The 16,003-nt window shown below is 61.1% G+C and carries 14 protein-coding genes; 7 read left to right on the top strand and 7 right to left on the bottom strand.

From position 1 onward, the window contains the following. Positions 1-2: 2 nt before the first annotated feature. From glgA to rsmC, 3 genes are all read right to left on the bottom strand, one after another. On the bottom strand, positions 3-1,463 hold the full coding sequence (gene glgA / locus ACB039_RS04950; RefSeq protein ID WP_041204957.1) for a glycogen synthase GlgA: 1,461 nt from the start codon (positions 1,461-1,463) through the stop codon (positions 3-5). After that, entirely contained in the window at positions 1,453-2,670 is a 1,218-nt protein-coding gene (gene glgC / locus ACB039_RS04945; protein WP_005327542.1) for a glucose-1-phosphate adenylyltransferase, read from the bottom strand. Before glgC ends, glgA begins: the two co-directional genes overlap by 11 nt. A gap of 148 nt (positions 2,671-2,818) precedes the next feature. Continuing rightward, complete coding sequence (gene rsmC / locus ACB039_RS04940) at positions 2,819-3,847, bottom strand: 16S rRNA (guanine(1207)-N(2))-methyltransferase RsmC (protein WP_005327541.1); 1,029 nt, start codon at positions 3,845-3,847, stop codon at positions 2,819-2,821. Positions 3,848-4,125: 278 nt separating this feature from the next. Between rsmC and dapA the strand changes: the two genes are divergently transcribed. From dapA to ACB039_RS04925, 3 genes are all read left to right on the top strand, one after another. Beyond that, positions 4,126-4,998 (top strand): 4-hydroxy-tetrahydrodipicolinate synthase, encoded by an 873-nt coding sequence (gene dapA, locus ACB039_RS04935; protein ID WP_005327540.1) that lies wholly within the window; start codon positions 4,126-4,128, stop codon positions 4,996-4,998. A gap of 95 nt (positions 4,999-5,093) precedes the next feature. Further along, complete coding sequence (locus ACB039_RS04930) at positions 5,094-6,734, top strand: sensor domain-containing diguanylate cyclase (RefSeq protein ID WP_042648185.1); 1,641 nt, start codon at positions 5,094-5,096, stop codon at positions 6,732-6,734. 172 nt (positions 6,735-6,906) lie between these two features. Then, the gene (locus tag ACB039_RS04925) at positions 6,907-7,497 is read left to right on the top strand and encodes an HAD family phosphatase (protein ID WP_042648186.1); all 591 of its coding nucleotides are present in this window, start codon (positions 6,907-6,909) and stop codon (positions 7,495-7,497) included. Between the two features lie 135 nt (positions 7,498-7,632). Here ACB039_RS04925 and hfq read toward each other — a convergent pair whose 3' ends face one another. Continuing rightward, positions 7,633-7,992, bottom strand: a complete 360-nt coding sequence (hfq, locus tag ACB039_RS04920; RefSeq protein ID WP_005327536.1) for an RNA chaperone Hfq — start codon at positions 7,990-7,992, stop codon at positions 7,633-7,635. A 323-nt stretch (positions 7,993-8,315) separates the two neighbouring features. Between hfq and ACB039_RS04915 the strand changes: the two genes are divergently transcribed. The 3 genes from ACB039_RS04915 to ACB039_RS04905 are packed head-to-tail and all read left to right on the top strand — an operon-like array spanning position 8,316 to position 11,795. Further along, on the top strand, positions 8,316-9,587 hold the full coding sequence (locus ACB039_RS04915) for a paraquat-inducible protein A (RefSeq protein WP_042648187.1): 1,272 nt from the start codon (positions 8,316-8,318) through the stop codon (positions 9,585-9,587). After that, positions 9,580-11,226 carry an intermembrane transport protein PqiB gene (gene pqiB / locus ACB039_RS04910; RefSeq protein WP_042648188.1) on the top strand — a complete coding sequence of 549 codons (1,647 nt, stop codon included), beginning with the start codon at positions 9,580-9,582 and terminating at the stop codon, positions 11,224-11,226. The genes ACB039_RS04915 and pqiB overlap by 8 nt, the downstream gene beginning before the upstream one ends. Further along, positions 11,226-11,795 carry a membrane integrity-associated transporter subunit PqiC gene (locus ACB039_RS04905; RefSeq protein WP_042648189.1) on the top strand — a complete coding sequence of 190 codons (570 nt, stop codon included), beginning with the start codon at positions 11,226-11,228 and terminating at the stop codon, positions 11,793-11,795. Before pqiB ends, ACB039_RS04905 begins: the two co-directional genes overlap by 1 nt. A 57-nt stretch (positions 11,796-11,852) precedes the next feature. On the opposite strand, the gene ompA is transcribed toward ACB039_RS04905, so the two are convergent. Continuing rightward, positions 11,853-12,884, bottom strand: a complete 1,032-nt coding sequence (gene ompA, locus ACB039_RS04900) for a porin OmpA (protein ID WP_042648190.1) — start codon at positions 12,882-12,884, stop codon at positions 11,853-11,855. Positions 12,885-13,169: 285 nt separating this feature from the next. After that, positions 13,170-14,177, bottom strand: coding sequence for an SGNH/GDSL hydrolase family protein (locus ACB039_RS04895; protein ID WP_042648191.1), 1,008 nt, complete (start codon positions 14,175-14,177; stop codon positions 13,170-13,172). Between the two features lie 237 nt (positions 14,178-14,414). Here ACB039_RS04895 and ACB039_RS04890 point away from each other — a divergent pair, with 237 nt between their 5' ends. Beyond that, positions 14,415-14,795, top strand: a complete 381-nt coding sequence (locus tag ACB039_RS04890; protein WP_042648192.1) for a YgiW/YdeI family stress tolerance OB fold protein — start codon at positions 14,415-14,417, stop codon at positions 14,793-14,795. 63 nt (positions 14,796-14,858) lie between these two features. On the opposite strand, the gene mltC is transcribed toward ACB039_RS04890, so the two are convergent. Then, positions 14,859-15,959, bottom strand: a complete 1,101-nt coding sequence (gene mltC / locus ACB039_RS04885) for a membrane-bound lytic murein transglycosylase MltC (RefSeq protein WP_042648193.1) — start codon at positions 15,957-15,959, stop codon at positions 14,859-14,861. Positions 15,960-16,003: the final 44 nt, after the last annotated feature.

Below are 16,003 nucleotides of genomic sequence, written 5' to 3'. Positions count from 1 at the left end.
GGTCACGCCGGGGCCAGTGCGTCCTGATACATCTGTTCGTACAGAGGGATGGAGTCGGCCCAGTCGAAGCGGGTGTGCATGGCATTTTGCTGCACGCGGGCAAACCGTTCGGGTTCTTGCAGGTAGTGGAGCAGGCTGCGGCGCATGGCATCGAGCAAGGTGCTGGCGGTGGGATCGTTGAAGCAGAAACCGGTCGCCCTGGCGGGATCGGCATCCCAGTCCACCACGGTATCTTTCAGTCCGCCGACGGCCCGTACCAACGGCAGGGTGCCATAGGCCAGGCTGTACATCTGGTTGAGGCCGCAGGGCTCGAACAGCGAAGGCATCAGGAAGAAATCGGCGCCGGCTTCCACCAGGTGGGCCAAACGGTCGTCATAGGCATTGATGAAGGCGAACCGGTCGGGATGTTGCTGGGCTATGGTCTGCAACTGGGCGGCGAGGGAAGGGTCGCCCGAGCCCACGATCACCACCTGGACCTGGTGTTGCAGGAACTTGTCCAGCGCCGGGATAAGCAAATGCACCCCTTTCTGCTCGGTCAGACGACACACCATGCCATAGATGGGCAAGTTGCCGACGGGCAGCCCCGTCTCCTGCTGCAGTGCCCGTTTGCAGGTGTGTTTGCCGGCTAAGTGGTCGGCGTCATAGGTGGCGGGCAGCAGGGGATCGAAGGCAGGATCCCAATCCTGATAGTCACAACCGTTGAGGATGCCGCGCAAGTCGCTCGCCCGTTGTTGGAACACGCTGGCCATGCCGTGAGCCCCCAGGTGCGTCAGCAGCTCGCTGGCATAGTTGGGGCTGACTGCATTGATCTTGTCTGCGTAGAGCACACCGCACTTGAGCAGGTTGATGTGACCGTAGTCGTAGTTGATGCGCTGCTCGTAGTCCTGGATCTCAGGCACTGCCCAGAACTGCTGGCGATCGAACACCCCCTGAAAAGCCGCATTGTGGATGCTGATGACAGACCGGGTGCGCTGGAAGAAGGGATTGTGAGCGTGGCGCGTCTTGAGCAGCAGCGGCAGCAGGCCGGTGTGCCAGTCGTTGCAGTGGACTATGTCAGGGGCGAAGTTCAGCTGCTCGCAGGCGTGCAGGGCCGCCGCCGCGAGGAAGGCGAAACGCTCGCCGTTGTCGGGATAGGCCTGATTGTTCTCGGCATAGAGCTGGGGCCGTTCGAAATAGGCTGGGCAATCGAGCAGATAGACGCAGATCCCGTCCAGTTCCAGCTGGTAGATGCGATAGCTGATGTCGTCCCGCCCCTGGGGGGTGGGCAACCAGCGCGAGGCGAGTAGTCTGGCTTCATCCCGGCGCTTTAGCGTCTGGTAGAAGGGCAGGATGATGCGAACGTCGTGACCCTCCCGGGCGAGATGCTGCGGCAGGGCCTTGGCCACATCCGCCAGGCCCCCGGTCTTCACAAGCCCCTCAACCTCCGAGGCGACAAACAGGACTTTCAGTGGGTTAATAGCCAACTCTTGCTCCCTTAGGTACCACGACGATACCGCCTTCGGATACGGTAAACCGCTCTCTGTCATGGTCCAGATTCTCACCGATCACGGTGCCGGGTGCAATTTCAACGTTTTTGTCGATGATGGCGCGTCGAATTGAGCAGCCTTCACCTATCTTCACATCCCCGAGCAGCACGGACTCGCTGATGTGGCTGCAGGGGCCTATGTTGCAGCGAAAACCCAGGATGGAGCGCTGGATCTGGCTGCCCTGAATGAAGCAACCGCCGGAGATCAAGGAGTTGGCAATCTTGACCTTGCAGTCATCGGTGTCGATGAAGGTGGCGGGGGGCAGCGGCGGATAGTGGGTGTGCAGCGGCCACTTGCGATTGTAGAGGGAGAAGGGGGCGTCGTCGGCCACCAGATCCATGTGGGCTTGCCAATAGGAGTCGAGAGTCCCCACATCACGCCAGTAGACGTTGGGCTTCTCACCCGGGATCACGTTGGTGCTGTAGTCATAGACATAGACGGGAGCGCGCGGGAACAGGCTGGGGATGATGTCCTTGCCGAAATCGTGGCTGGAATTCTCCTCGGCGGCATCGCGCTTGAGCTCACGGTAGAGCGCCTCGGTCTCGAAGATGTAGTTGCCCATGGAGACCAGAGCCTGAGTGGGATCTCCAGGGATGGGCTTCGGATGCCTGGGTTTTTCTTCAAACCCTATCATGCGGCCTTCCTGATCCACCTCGATCACCCCGAAGGCACTCGCCTCCTCGATGGGCATACGCAGGGCTGCCACGGTGAGGGCAGCGGCCTTCTGCTTGTGGAAGCTCACCATCTGGCTCACATCCATCTTGTAGATGTGGTCGGAACCGAAGATGCAGACGTGTTCGGGGTCGGAGATCTCGATGAAGCGCAGGTTCTGATAGATGGCGTCGGCCGTGCCGTCATACCAGCGTTTGCCCATCCGCATCTGAGCCGGAATGGGATCGATGAAACGATCCGTGATGCCGACGATGTTCCAGCCTTTCTTCATGTGCAGGTAGAGGGACTGGGACTTGAACTGGGTGAGCACGTAGATGCGCAGGAAGTCGGCGTTGACGAAGTTGTTGAGGACGAAGTCGATCAAGCGGTAGCTGCCACCGAATGGGACAGAGGGCTTGCTGCGGGTGGTGGTCAGTGGCTGCAGTCGGGTTCCTTCGCCGCCAGCCAGTATCATGGTGAGTATGCCTGCCATCGTATTTCTCTCCCTGAGTTCATACCTTGAAAAGGTTTTCATGCCGCTGCGAAAAAACACCCCTAAAGGGGTGGTAAACGTTTTCTTGGTACCTTAACAGATCCCTTCTGGCACTCTCTACTTGTTTTATTACAACCGTTGCACTTATTTAGGCTTTGCTCAGATACACCTTGAATTTGCCATCGCCGGCGATCACCTCGGTCCGTTTGAAGTGCGTCTCCAGTATAGGTTGGTAACGCAGGAAGGCATTGGCGACTATGGTCAGGGCGCCATCGGCGGTGAGAAATTCGGGTGCCCTTGCCAGGAAGGTTTCGGTGGCTGCATAGAAGGTCTTGAGCCCGGCATGGAAGGGGGGATTCGAGACGATATGTTGGAATCTTTCGGCAATATCGGAGTAGACATCAGAGGCATAGACTCGCCCCTGCAGACCGTTGACCGCCAGGGTGCGGCGGCTGGATTCGAGCGCAAGGGCGCTGATGTCCACCATGTTCACCGTCAGTGCCGGGTTGCGTTTGGCCAATATCGAGCCGATGACGCCGGCGCCACAGCCAAAATCGAGCAGCTTGCCCTGCATGGGTGGGAGGCTCGCCAACAGCATCTGGCTGCCGAGATCCAGCCCGTCGGCGCTGAAGACCCCTGGCAGTGCCATGACGGTCAGCGCGGTATCGCCGGCCTTGCACTCATAACGGCTGAACCAGGCATCCAGCTCGAACGGGGCGACCGGCTTGCCGAGCTCGCCATGATAGAGGGAGCAGCGGCGGGCCGAGTCGCGTTTGACCGGTTTCTCACCATAGGGAGCCAGCAGCTTGTCGGCTCCATTGATGCCGCCGCGGTTCTCGCCAGCGAGGAACAGCTCGGCGCCAGGCTCCAGCAGCGGGGCCATCATGGCCAGCAGATATTGCGCCTCGGCCTTGGCCTTGGGCATCAGTAGCAGCAGGGCATCGAAGCGAGGGCTCCCGCCGAGCTGGTGATCGAACAGGATGCGCTCACCCAGGGCCGCCTGCTGGCTGCGGTAATAGCAGTAATCCGTGGTGAAGACCGCCAGGGAGTCGGTCAGCTCGGCCAGTTGACGAGGGTAATCATCCTCCAGGGCACCACACACCAATAGCCGTTTGCCGACAAAGAGGGCTTGATTACGTTCCAGCATCTGGCTGACGGCACTGACAGGACGGCTCATTGGGACTCTCCACACTTTTTTGGGCGGCCATTATACATGGCCGCTTTCGCCTTGACATTTATGCCGTGTTCCCGAAATATGCCCAGACACCTTATTTATCCAGAGATGATGCAATGCGGTCATGCGTATCGAAACGAAAGCATAAACACAGCCTGACATTCGGGCCTGCTGGCGTGCGCGCGTAACCTCTCATCCCTGAGACGATTCAAGCCCCGGTAGCGACCCACGTACCGGGGCTTTTTATTGACCAATCCATCTGTTTAGGAGAAGGAAATCCCATGTTTCAAGGTTCGATAGTTGCCCTGATCACCCCATTTCGACAGGGCCAGCTGGACGAGGCCGCGCTGGCTCGTCTGGTGGAGTGGCACATAGAGCAGGGGACCCATGGCATAGTGCCGGTCGGTACCACGGGGGAGAGCCCGACCCTGACCCACGACGAGCACTGCCGGGTGGTGGAGCTGGTGGTCAAGCAGGTGGCGGGGCGCATTCCGGTGATTGCCGGGGCTGGCTCCAACAATCCGGTCGAAGCCATCGAATACACCCGTTTCGCCGAGCAGATGGGGGCGGATGCCACCCTGCATGTGGCCGGTTACTACAACCGCCCGAATCAGGAAGGCTTGTTCCACCACTTCAAGGCGGTCCATGACGCCACCACAAAACCCATCATCGTCTACAACATTCCGCCCCGCGCCATCGTCGATGTGCAGCCGGCGACCCTGGCCCGCCTCGCCGAGTTGCCGCGCATCGCCGGCGTGAAGGATGCCACCGGCGATCTGGCCCGCCCCTGGGTTGAACGCCAGCTCATCAAGAAGCCCTTTGCCTGGCTCTCCGGGGAAGATGCCACCGCCGTTGCCTACAACATCGGCGGTGGTCAGGGCTGCATCTCGGTGACGGCCAACGTGGCCCCCAAGCTGGTGGCCGAGGTCCAGAACCTGACCCTGGCCGGCGAGTGGCAGGCCGCCCGCGAGCTGCAGGACAAGCTGATCCCGCTGCATCAGGCCATGTTCGCCGAGCCGAGCCCGGCGGGCGCCAAGTATGCAGTCTCCCTGCTTGGTCTGTGCAGTGAGGAGTGCCGTCTGCCGGTGATGCCGCTGTCTGACGCTACCCGCGAGCGGATCCGCCAAGCCATGCAGGCCTTGAATCTGTTGTAAAAACTGGGCTCTGGATCTCGCTTTTGATTGCCAGGTCAATTAATGGCCAGGCTTTGCCGATATACTCGCTTGGATACAACCAAGGATGATTTGGCATGCAAGAATGGGATCCGGAGCACTTCACCAGTTTTGAACATCTCTGTGAAGTGACGTTGGCGGCGGTCAGAGAAAAGACCGAGGCCGAGCAGATCTATCTGTGGCTGCGGGCGCCAACGCCCCAGCTCTACCACTACAGGCCTGAGCAGGGCTTGCTCTGTCTGAGCGCCGACATGCTCACCTCCCTCGACCTGCCTCTCCTCTTCATTGAACGTTCCCTCGATCTCGGCCAGTTGCTGGTGGAGCCGATCGCGCCGACTCGTGCCATCTGGGAGAGCGTCGAGCCGGAGAGCCCACGCCTGCGTGCAAGCTTCCCGCTCAAGCGCCACAAGGGGTTGGAGGCCGTGGTCTATCTGGAAACCCGGCGCCGCCTCGATCGCTTGCCAAGGCGTCAGCAACAGAGCATCCAGTTGCTGATGCACTACCTCGCCGCCGAGCTGGAGAGCCGGCGACTCGCCGGTCAGGTCGATCTGGAGCGGGATCAACGGATCAATACCCAGGCCGATCTCGTCCGCAGCCAGGCCCTGCAGGACTCCTTCCTCAGCATGCTGCAGGCATTGCACCAGGTAGGAGTCAAGCTGTCGCGCTGTGACGGTGAGGATCGCCTGCTGCACGATGCGGTGGTGCTGGCGCGCCAGGAGTTGCAGTTCGATCGCATCGCCATCTTCCTGACGGACAGTCAACTCAAGACCATGCACGGTACCTGGGGTACCAACGAGGCGGGTGAGCTCATCGACGAGCGCCATTTCATCAGTCCCATTCCTGATCATCCCACGGTGCAGGAGGCGCTGCGGCGCAAGGATTATGTGCTGGTGCTGGAGGATACCCCGCTCTATTACGAGAAGCAGGTGGTGGGGCGCGGCTGGAATGCCATGGTGTCGCTCTGGGACGGGGGCACCCCCATCGGCTGGATCGCCGCCGACAACCTGCTCTGGCGTCGTCCGCTCAAGGCGTATCAGAGCGAGATCTTCAAGCAATATGCCGCCGTGCTTTCCCAGTTGCTGATCCGCCAGCGCACCCAGGCGGCGCTCGAGCGTTTCAACCGTGACCTGGAGCTGCGGGTGCAGGAGCGGACCCGGCAGCTGGCCGACACCAACCGGGCGCTGGAGGAGGCCAACCGGCGTCTCTCCCTGCTGTCGCTGGAGGATCCCCTGACCGGGATCGCCAACCGCCGTCAGTGGGACATCACCATGGAGCGGGAGTGGGAGCGGGCGCGCCGTCATCAGGGGATATTGGCAGTACTGATGATAGACGTGGACGAGTTCAAGTCCTACAACGATCACTTCGGCCACGGCAAGGGGGATCAGTGTCTGCAACGGGTCGCGGCCCTGCTGCAGGACACCGAGCGGCGGCGTACCAATCTGGTGGCCCGTTATGGCGGTGAGGAGTTCGTAATCCTGCTGTGCGCCCCGCAACCCGGGGAGGCAGAGCGGCTGGCGGAGCAGATCCACCACGGGCTGGAAGCCCTGCAGATCCCCCATCCGGCCTCCCGGGTGGCGGCGGCGCTTACCGTCAGCATCGGCTTCAGTTACCTCATCCCCTCCTCGGACAAGGGGTGGCAGACCCTGACCGAGCAGGCGGATCAGGCGCTCTATCACGCCAAGTCACAGGGCCGGGCCTGTACCCTGGCCTATCGCTGACGTCGGACTCACCCTCTCTCCTTCCTCACCGCGCCAGGGGGCCAACGCTCTGGTGCATCTCTTTTCCTCGGCATAAATGTGGTGGCAAGCGTTTCTCGCCCTCTGACGCATGGCGATGGGGCCGGGGTCTGGCTAGAATGGGGGCCCATTTTTCACAGACAGATCCTGCACCATGACCCTATCCGGATTTCAAGGCCTGGTTTTCGACCTCGACGGCACCCTGGTGGACTCCATGCCTTTGCACCTGGCCGCCTGGGAACATACCGCCCGCGAGTTTGGCTTTCAGTTCGATGCCGACTGGTTTTATGAACTGGGTGGCATGCCCAGCCGCAAGATAGCCTTGCTGGTGGCCGAGGTGCAGCAGATCGCGCTGGACCCGCTGGTGGTGACGCGCTGCAAGACGGAGCACTATGTGGCCAACCTGCACAAGGCGACCCCCTTCCCGGCCATGCTGGATCTGGTCAGGCGCTATCACGGTCTCATTCCCATGGGGATAGGCACGGGATCACCTCGCATCAATGCCGAGGCGGTGCTGCGCAATACCGGACTGGATAGCTACTTCCCCGTGGTGGTGACCGCCGACGACGTGGCGCTGCACAAACCCCATCCGGATACCTTTCTGCTGGTGGCGCAGCGACTCGGGGTTGCGCCTGACGGCTGTCTGGTGTTCGAGGACACGGGCATAGGGGCGCAGGCCGGTGAGGCCGCAGGCATGCAGGTGTGCATGGTCAAGGAAGGGAAGCCGGTCGGATTGACCTACTGAGCAAACGGGCTGGCCGTCGAGGCCGCCTGGGGGAGAAGACCCACTCTCATACGGGACAGGCATGACATGAGAGTGGGGATGCGCGTCGTCACTAATTGACGCAGCGGCAAGCTCAGAGTCAGGAGGAGGCGAGCATCACTGCTCGCTGCTACCGCCCTGGTTGTCGTCATAACGGCTAGGGCCGCCGTGGGGACGCGGAGCCATGGAGACCCGTGGCTTGCGGGCGCGCTGGATGCTGACCTGGGGGCGGCCGGAGTGCATGGCGATGGTGGAGATCTTGGCCTTGTAGACCAGTTGCTGATTGCCATGGGCATCGGTCAACAGCACGCTGTACTGGTCGAAGCCGCTGATGGTCCCCTCCAGCTTGATGCCGCTCACCAGGAAGATGGCGACCTGACTGCGGTTCTTGCGCAACCAGTTGAGGGCAGAATCTTGCCCGTTCCCAAGGGAGAATGCCTGCTCGATGGTGGAGTAGCTTGGGGATTCAGTTGTCATAAATTATTGTCCCGCGGAAAAAAAGTGGCGTTTGATTGTGCTAAATGGTCACAGGCTTGTCAAAGTCATTCTCACCCTGCCGCCAAAGCATCGATGAACAGGGGCTGATGTGCGGGAGCTTGCGCAAATTTGCAGATAAATATGCCCCTTATCCCTGGGGCCAGGGTCGAGCTATGCCAAAAAAAACCTTTCCAGGCCGCGCCCCATGCCCATCTATCTCCCGTCCCTTAAGGCCCTGTACATGAACAGGGCTGGTGGTTAGCGGCGGTGGCTGCAATAATTGGCGCCTCTGGCCGTTCGCGGCCTCATGCTGGGGTCCTATCTTGCATCCGGTTTCACACCAACACCCGATTACCTATACCCATGACGCGACCGCGTGCGAAGAGTGTGACTTGCTGGTGCCGGCCACCGCGCTGGCCGTGGGGGAGACGAGCAGTTGTCCCCGTTGCGGTCACACCCTGAGTGCGCACCTGCCGCAGCAGGAGCTCAGACCCATCGCCTACGGCTTTGCGGCGCTCATCATGTTCGTGCTCTCCAACGCCTTCACCTTCATGTCGTTCTCGGCCAAGGGAGTGGGGCAGGAGATGACCTTCCTGCAGTGCATCACCACCCTGGTGGATCAGGGCTATCTGTTTCTGGGGGCCGTGCTGAGCCTGACCCTGATCGGTCTGCCACTGGTCTATATCGGCTCCATCATGCTGGTGCTGTGGCGGCTCGACAAGGATCTGCACAGCAATGCCCTGCGCTCACTCGGCCGATTGCTGTGCCGGATCAAACCCTGGTTGATGGTGGATGTCTTCCTCATCGGGGTGCTCATCTCTCTGGTCAAGCTGATGGGCATGGCCGACATCAAGATGGGGCTGTCGTTCTGGGCCTTCGTGGGCTACACGGTGCTGCTGATCAAGATGATCTCGTCCCTGGACCGGATGTGGCTGTGGCAACGTTTGTTCGGCCAGACCGAGGCGAGAGAGCTGGATCCCGAGGCCAGCGCCCTGGAGTACGGGCTGGTGGGGTGCCACATCTGCGGCGCGCTCAATGACGGCGATGCCCATAGCTGCTCCCGCTGCGGCGATCGTCTGCACCAGCGCAAGCCGGGCGGTCTGAACCGTACCTGGGCACTGCTCATCACCTCGGTGATCCTCTATATTCCTGCCAACCTCTATCCCATCATGGACACCGTCTTTCTGGGGGACGACAGCCCCTCGACCATCATGGGGGGGGTGGTGTTGCTCTGGGCCATGGGCTCCTACCCCATCGCCGCCGTCATCTTCTTTGCCAGCGTGGTGGTGCCCCTGGTGAAGATCCTGGCGCTGCTGTGGCTCTGCTACATGGTGCAGCGTGGCCGGGTCGGTTCTCCCCTTGGCAAGCTCAAGCTCTATCGCATGACCGAATTTGTGGGACGCTGGTCGATGATCGACGTCTTCGTGGTGGCCATCTTGGCCGGCCTCATCCGCCTCGATAATCTGATGACCATCTACCCGGGCCCCGCGGCCGTTGCTTTTGCCGGGGTCGTTTTGATCACCATGGTGGCCGCCATGAGTTTCGATTCCCGCCTGATCTGGGATTTACAACAAGGAGAGCGCGAACGTGAGTGAGCGTAAGACAAGGTGGAAACCGGGCTCTGACTTTATGAGCTCGGCCGCCGCTATCTGGATGGTGCCGCTGCTGGCGCTGTTCATCGGAGCCTGGATGCTGTTCCAGCACTGGTATTCACAAGGCCCCAGTTTCACCCTGACGGTTGCCACCGCGGAGGGCATAGTGGCGGGCAAGACGGTTATCCGCTCCCGTGAGGTGGAAGTGGGTCGCATCGAGGCGGTGGAGCTCAGCGATGACTACAGCCATGCGGTGCTCAAGGCCCGTCTGACCAATGCCGCCGCCGGCATGCTCAAGAAGGACAGCCAGTTCTGGGTAGTCAAACCCAGGGTCGGGCGGGAAGGGGTGTCGGGTCTGGGCACCCTGCTCTCCGGTGCCTACATCGAACTCGCCCCTGGCAAGAAGGGCAAGGCGCGCGACGAATACGCCATGCTGGACAAGCCGCCGCTCGCCTCGGTGGATGCCAAGGGGCTGCGGCTCTCTCTCAGCAGCCGCGATGCGCGCGCCCTGGGGATAGGCTCCCCCATCAGCTATCAGGGCTTCACCATAGGCCAGATAGAGGAGGCCAAGTTCCTGCCCGAGAAGAGCGAGATGCAGTACCAGCTCTTCATCAATGCCCCCTACGACATCCTGGTGAGCAGCAACTCCCGCTTCTGGCTGACCCCGGGCTTCGAGGTCTCCATGAGCAGCGAGGGGATGAAGGTGAAGATGGATTCGCTCGAGAGCCTGCTGGACGGCGGCATCACCATGGGGCTGCCACCGGGCTGGACACCCGGTGAGCCGGTCAAGCAGATGGACAGCTTCACCCTGTTCCAGGACGAGGCGAGCGTGCTGGCCGGTAGCCTGGATCAGTTCATCGACTACGTCTTCCTGTTCGAGGACAACGTGGGTGGCCTGCACCCCGGGGCGGCGGTGCAGTATCGCGGCATCCGGGTCGGTACCGTCATCTCCGCCCCCTACCTCATCGACGACAAGGGGGTGCAGATCTTCAAGAGCCGGCAGATCCCCGTGCTGGCCCGCATCGAGGTACAGCGCCTCTCCCATCGCTACGCCAATGCGGAGCGGGAGCAGTGGCGAGCGCTGTTCAGCAAGCAGTTCAAGGAGGGATTGCGGGCCAGCCTCAAGACGTCCAGTCTGCTGACCGGCGGCAAGGTGGTGGATCTCAACTTCTACCCGGATGCGCCTGCCTATGAACCTTTCAAGCTGGCAGGCTATCAGGTGTTCCCGACCGTGCAGGCCGGGCTGGACCAGATAGAGCGCAAGGTGAACCTCATCCTCGACAAGTTCGTCGACATGGACATGGCCACCACGCTGACGCAGGTCAATAGCACCCTGGCGACCCTGGACAAAACCCTCAAACACATCAAGGCCGTGAGTGCCAATCTGGAACAGTTCACCGGTCAGCGCTCGACCCAACAGTTGCCCGAATCCCTCAACCAGAGTCTCAAGCAGTTGCAGGAGACGTTGCAGGCTTATGATGCTGGTTCCCAGACCAACCAGGAGTTGCGCCAGTCGGTGCAGTCTCTCAATCAGCTGATGGGGGAGCTGCAACCCTTGGTCCACTCACTGAACGAGCAGCCCAGTTCGCTGATCTTCGACCGCTCCCGTCCCCAGGATCCTGAGCCCAAGCGAGGAAAATGATGAAAAAACGGATGATGACCCTGGCCTTGCTGGGTTTGCTGACGGGGTGCAGTGCCGCCCCGACGGCACTGCACTACTACTCGCTGGATGCGGAGCTCCCGCAGTCGAACAGCGTTACGGCACAGCCCCGGCATCAGCTGGTGCTGCGTCCCGTCGCCCTGTCTGGCCAGCTGGATCGGATGAGCCTGGTCTATCAGCTGGAAGGCAAGGAGCTGCACTTTGCCGAGTATCATCGCTGGGCGGGCTCGCTGGATGCGCAGTTGAACCAGCTTACCCTGAATGGCCTCTCCAGCAGGTTGCCGGGTTGGGTGGTGCGCCAGGACGGGGCCCGCAAGGGGCCAGTGCTGACCATCTCGGTCGAGCGCTTCCAGGGACGGCACGATGGCCGCGCCCTGCTCAGCGGCCGCTGGCGCTTGCTGACGGAGGAAGGGGTCGTGCTGCGGGACGTGCCTTTCCAGCAGGAGCGGGTCTTGCCGGCCGATGGTTATGGCGCCCTGGTGGACGAGCTGGGGCAGGGGTGGCAGCTACTGCTCGATCAGATTGCGGCGGATGTGCGCACGTGCAGCTGAACGGAACAATGAAAAACGGGAGGCCAATGCCTCCCGTTTTGTTATCTGACACAGGGATTATTGCTGAACTTCCGAGACCCCCTGCACCTTGACCTCTACCCGACGATCCGGGGCCAGGCAGACGATCAGCTCGCGCTTGGACTTGCTGGTGCAGCTGTCGCCGGTGACGGGAGAATTCTTGCCCTGACCCTCCACGTTTACCTTGCCGGCAGGCAAGCCCTTGCCGATCAGGTAGTCGGCCACGGTCTGGGCCCGCTGCTCGGAGAGCTTCTGGTTATAGGCGTCGGAGCCGATGCGATCGGTGTAGCCGATGACGGTGGCCGAGCCATCCTTGGGTCTGGCTTCTTCAATCTGGCTATAGAGGGTATCCAGTGCCTGGCCGGCTTCCGGCTTGAGGGTGGCCTTGTTGAAGTCAAACAGCACATCCGAGCTCAGGGTGAACTGCTTGTCGACCATCACTGGCTCGGGGGCCGGTGCCGGGGCGGCGACCGGCATGGCCGGTGGAACCTGGCCGAAGCGATAGACGGCGGCCAGGGAGAGCAGGCCGTTGTCCATGCGCAAACCCGTGTCTTCACGGCTGCCGTACGGGGTGCTGTACTGGTACTCGAGGCGGGCGGCCCAATCCAGATTGAAGGCGTACTCGGCCCCCAACGCACCGACGAAGACGGCGCGGCTGTCGCTGTCCAGCTCATCGCTGCTGGTCCAGCCGTAGCCGCCACCGAGGCGACCGTAGAGATCCAGATTGTCCGCTACCGGGAAGCCGAGCTTCAGGGTCAGCTGGGCCAGTTGGGCTTCGACAGAGTCATTGAAGGCAGCGGCATTGCGGGTACCGTTGTACTTGAGCTTGCCAAGGTAGTCGTAACCGAGCTCGATCCCCAGGTTCTGGTTGATCTGGTAACCGGCGAAGGCACCGGCGCCCACTTCATCGTCATCCTTGTCTTCGGTGGAGATGCTGTTGCTCTCGTCGACGCCGTAGAAGTTGGACCAACCCAGTTTGGCACCGCCATACCAGGTATTGTCTTGTCCGGCTGCCTGAGCGTTGGCCGCAAGCAAGCCTGAAACCAGCAAGGTAATCAGTGTTTTGTTCATATGAAGCCTCTGCAATTTGTCTGTGGGAGAGATCGAATCTGTGTCGCCTCGCCTCATGGGTTGGGCCAGCGTTGAGCCACAACATGTTTAAACGTAGCCCGTATTTTTTGAACCACAAGCAACTGATATAAAACATATTGTGATAACTATGCCCATCATAGGGGAGTTATCCGGGCAGGAAGGCCAGTATGACTCCAATTTGTGACGGGAGTCATATGAGCTGTGTGTTTACTGTCCAGTCAGGCAAGCACAAAAAAGGCCGACATTGTGTCGGCCTCTGCATCCTCACTGGGGGATGAACTCGTACTCCCGTTCGATGAAGGTGGCGGCGCGCTCGCTCAGGGCGGCGTGCACGGCCGTGGTCGGGTGGACCTGATCCCAGAACATCTTGCCTTCACAGTTGAGCTCACTGGCGCTGCGGCGAGCCAGCGGACTGGCAACGGCCTGGGCCAGCAGGGGGTTGCCGGCGATGGCGAGGCGCTCCTGCGCATTGAAGGGGGTAAGCTGGCTGTCGGCGGTGGCGCTGCGGGAGGCAAACGGCTTCCACACATAGCCGCCGCCGTAGCAGGCGTTCTCGGTGTCGCTCAGGCCGAAGTTCTGTGGGTCCCGCAGCATCTCGGCGAACTGCTTGTCGATCTCGAACAGTTTCACCATGCCGGTGGGAGCCAGCTCGCGGGCCAGGTTCAGCAACAGCTCGTTGTGATAGCGGGAGACATGGCTGGCCGCCTCCACCACCTTCTGGCTGCGGGCCGAGGGGTTCTGGCCAAGATCCGGCAGGTTGAATAGCAGGATCTGCTTGGCACCGTTCAATACCATGCGGTTGGCCGAGTCGCTGATGACGTCGCGCACCCGCTTGGCGTCCAGCTCGGTATTCCAGCCATAGGCGAGATAGTCGTTGGCGCCGACCCAGAGGATCACCAGATCGTCGGGTTTGAAGCTGTCCTTCTCCAGAAACTGGGTAATTTCATAGTCCAGGTTGTTGATGACCTGGTACTTGGGGTTCCAGGAGATCTTGTTGTAGGCCACCGCGGTGGCGCCCCCCTCCGCCTCGTTGACTATTTTCAGTCCCGGGAACGGCTGGGTCAGCTGCTCCAGCCAGACCGGGCCATTGGAGAAGCGGCCCTGGTAGTAGGGCGGGCTGGAGGGGAGATAACCGCGCATCTTGCCGTACATCTTGCCGGTGTCGGAGAGGCTGTCGCCGAACATCACGATGCGGGAAAAAGCGGGACGCGTCTCGGCGGCATGGGCCGTCAGGGCGAAGAGTCCCAGTAAACACAGAAGCCATTTGTTCATCTTGCTGTTCTCATGGAGTGGAGGCAGGCGCTGCCTGCGGGCTGTTCCTCGAAGGCAAGGGGCTGGGGACCCCGGTTGCCAGGCTGCACGGTATCCACTCGAATACAATCTTGCAGCAAGCCAGGGGCATTAAATCGATTGCGGTCACACTGCTCTCCCCTGGATGGGGAGGCTTCACGTTTGTTTCACGCACGCCCTGGCAAGATGCCTGCATACCCCAATGACAGGAGCGTGAAAATGAACAAAGCAAAGGTAATCGGCCTGCTGGCCCTGATGTCCGTCTCTTCCTTCGCCATGGCGGCCTACACCGGCCCCGAGGAGCAGAACAAGGTCTCGGTCGCGCAGTTGAAAGACGTGGCAGATGATCAGTGGGTGACCCTGGAAGGCAAGCTGGTAAAGCACCTTGGCGGCGAGAACTACAGCTTCCGCGATGACAGCGGCGAAGTGGAAGTGGAAGTGGACGGGGACGTGTGGCGCGGCGTCGAAGTGGGCCCGAACGATCTGATCCGCATCCGTGGCGAGGTTGACCACAGCTGGAACAAGACAGAGGTCGAGGTCGAGCACCTGGAGAAGGTTGGTGCCGCTCCCCAGAGCAAGGGCGGCTTTATCGCCAAGTGATCTGCTGGACATCAATGGCAAGAGGGGCGCTCCATCAGCGCCCCTCTTGCTTTTTTAACGCCGTCAGCCCGCCCGGACGGCGACGGTACGCTTGAACCCCTTCTCGGCCTGATTGACCTTGTAGAGGTAGCGACGGGCCTCCGCCTTGGGGTGCTGCTCGGTCAGCACCTGATAGACCGCCTCGGGAGAGAGCCGGTTGATCATATCAGGGGCCGCCTTGCGGTTGCTGGAGAAGGTGTTGAGCACCCCGCCCGCACCGCCGTTGTAGGCGGAGATCACCGCATAGCGACGGGATTGGGGATCCTGGATATCCGCCAGATAGACGGTCTGCAGCAGGTGCAGATAGGCCGTCCCCACGTCTATGTTGTAGGCCGGATTGAACAGATCCTCCCGGGTTGGCTGGCCATTCTTGCCCTTGACCCGCACATAAACGTCCCGTCCGGCGGTGGCCGGGATCACCTGCATCAGGCCATAGGCATTGGCATGGCTGACCGCATAGGGGTTGAAGCTGCTCTCTGTCTTGATCACTGCATAGATCAGGCTCTCGGCGACCCCGTACTTGCGGGAGGCCTCGCGGATGATGCTGGCGTACTTGTAGCCGCGCTTGTCCTCATGGTTGGCCACCATGGGGATGTCGACGAAGAAGATGGTGCGAATGCCAAGGGTGCGCTTCTTCATCGCGCTGGCGAGCAGGTAGTCGGCATAGCGCTCTGCGCGCCAGCTGGAGCGGATGGCCTGCCCCTGGTTGTCCAGCACCTGGCCGTAGAGGAAGGGCTCGCCACCGGGCATGATCTCCCTGTCCGAATAGAGATCCACTTCCGCCGGATCGTCCGGAGTCAGCAGGGTCTCTATGATGGCACGGCGCAAGTGGGCACGGGGATCGAGCCCGGAGACCGTCTCCACCATGATGTGGCCGCTGGAGAAGTCGATGTGGGCCCGGCTCTTGTATTGATCCGTGTATTTGACGTAGTCAAACTTGCCCGCAAACAGTGCCTCGCGCCCCCATATCTCGTTCACGTTATGGGAGAGTGCACTGATCATGTGTTCGAAGCCGCGTATGTCCTTGCCGTTGACCAGATCTTCGTCTTCTGCCCCGGGTTTGGGAGAAGAGGAGCAGGCAGAGAGAAACAGCAGGGCGCACAGCAGCCAAAAAATTCGACCCATAAGATCCTCAAACTGGGCGGTGGGGTCGCCCGTCACGCACGTGC

Source organism: Aeromonas sp. S2(2024) (assembly GCF_041402505.1).
Lineage (GTDB): Bacteria > Pseudomonadota > Gammaproteobacteria > Enterobacterales > Aeromonadaceae > Aeromonas > Aeromonas media.
This window is presented reverse-complemented; position numbering and strand designations above follow the sequence as displayed.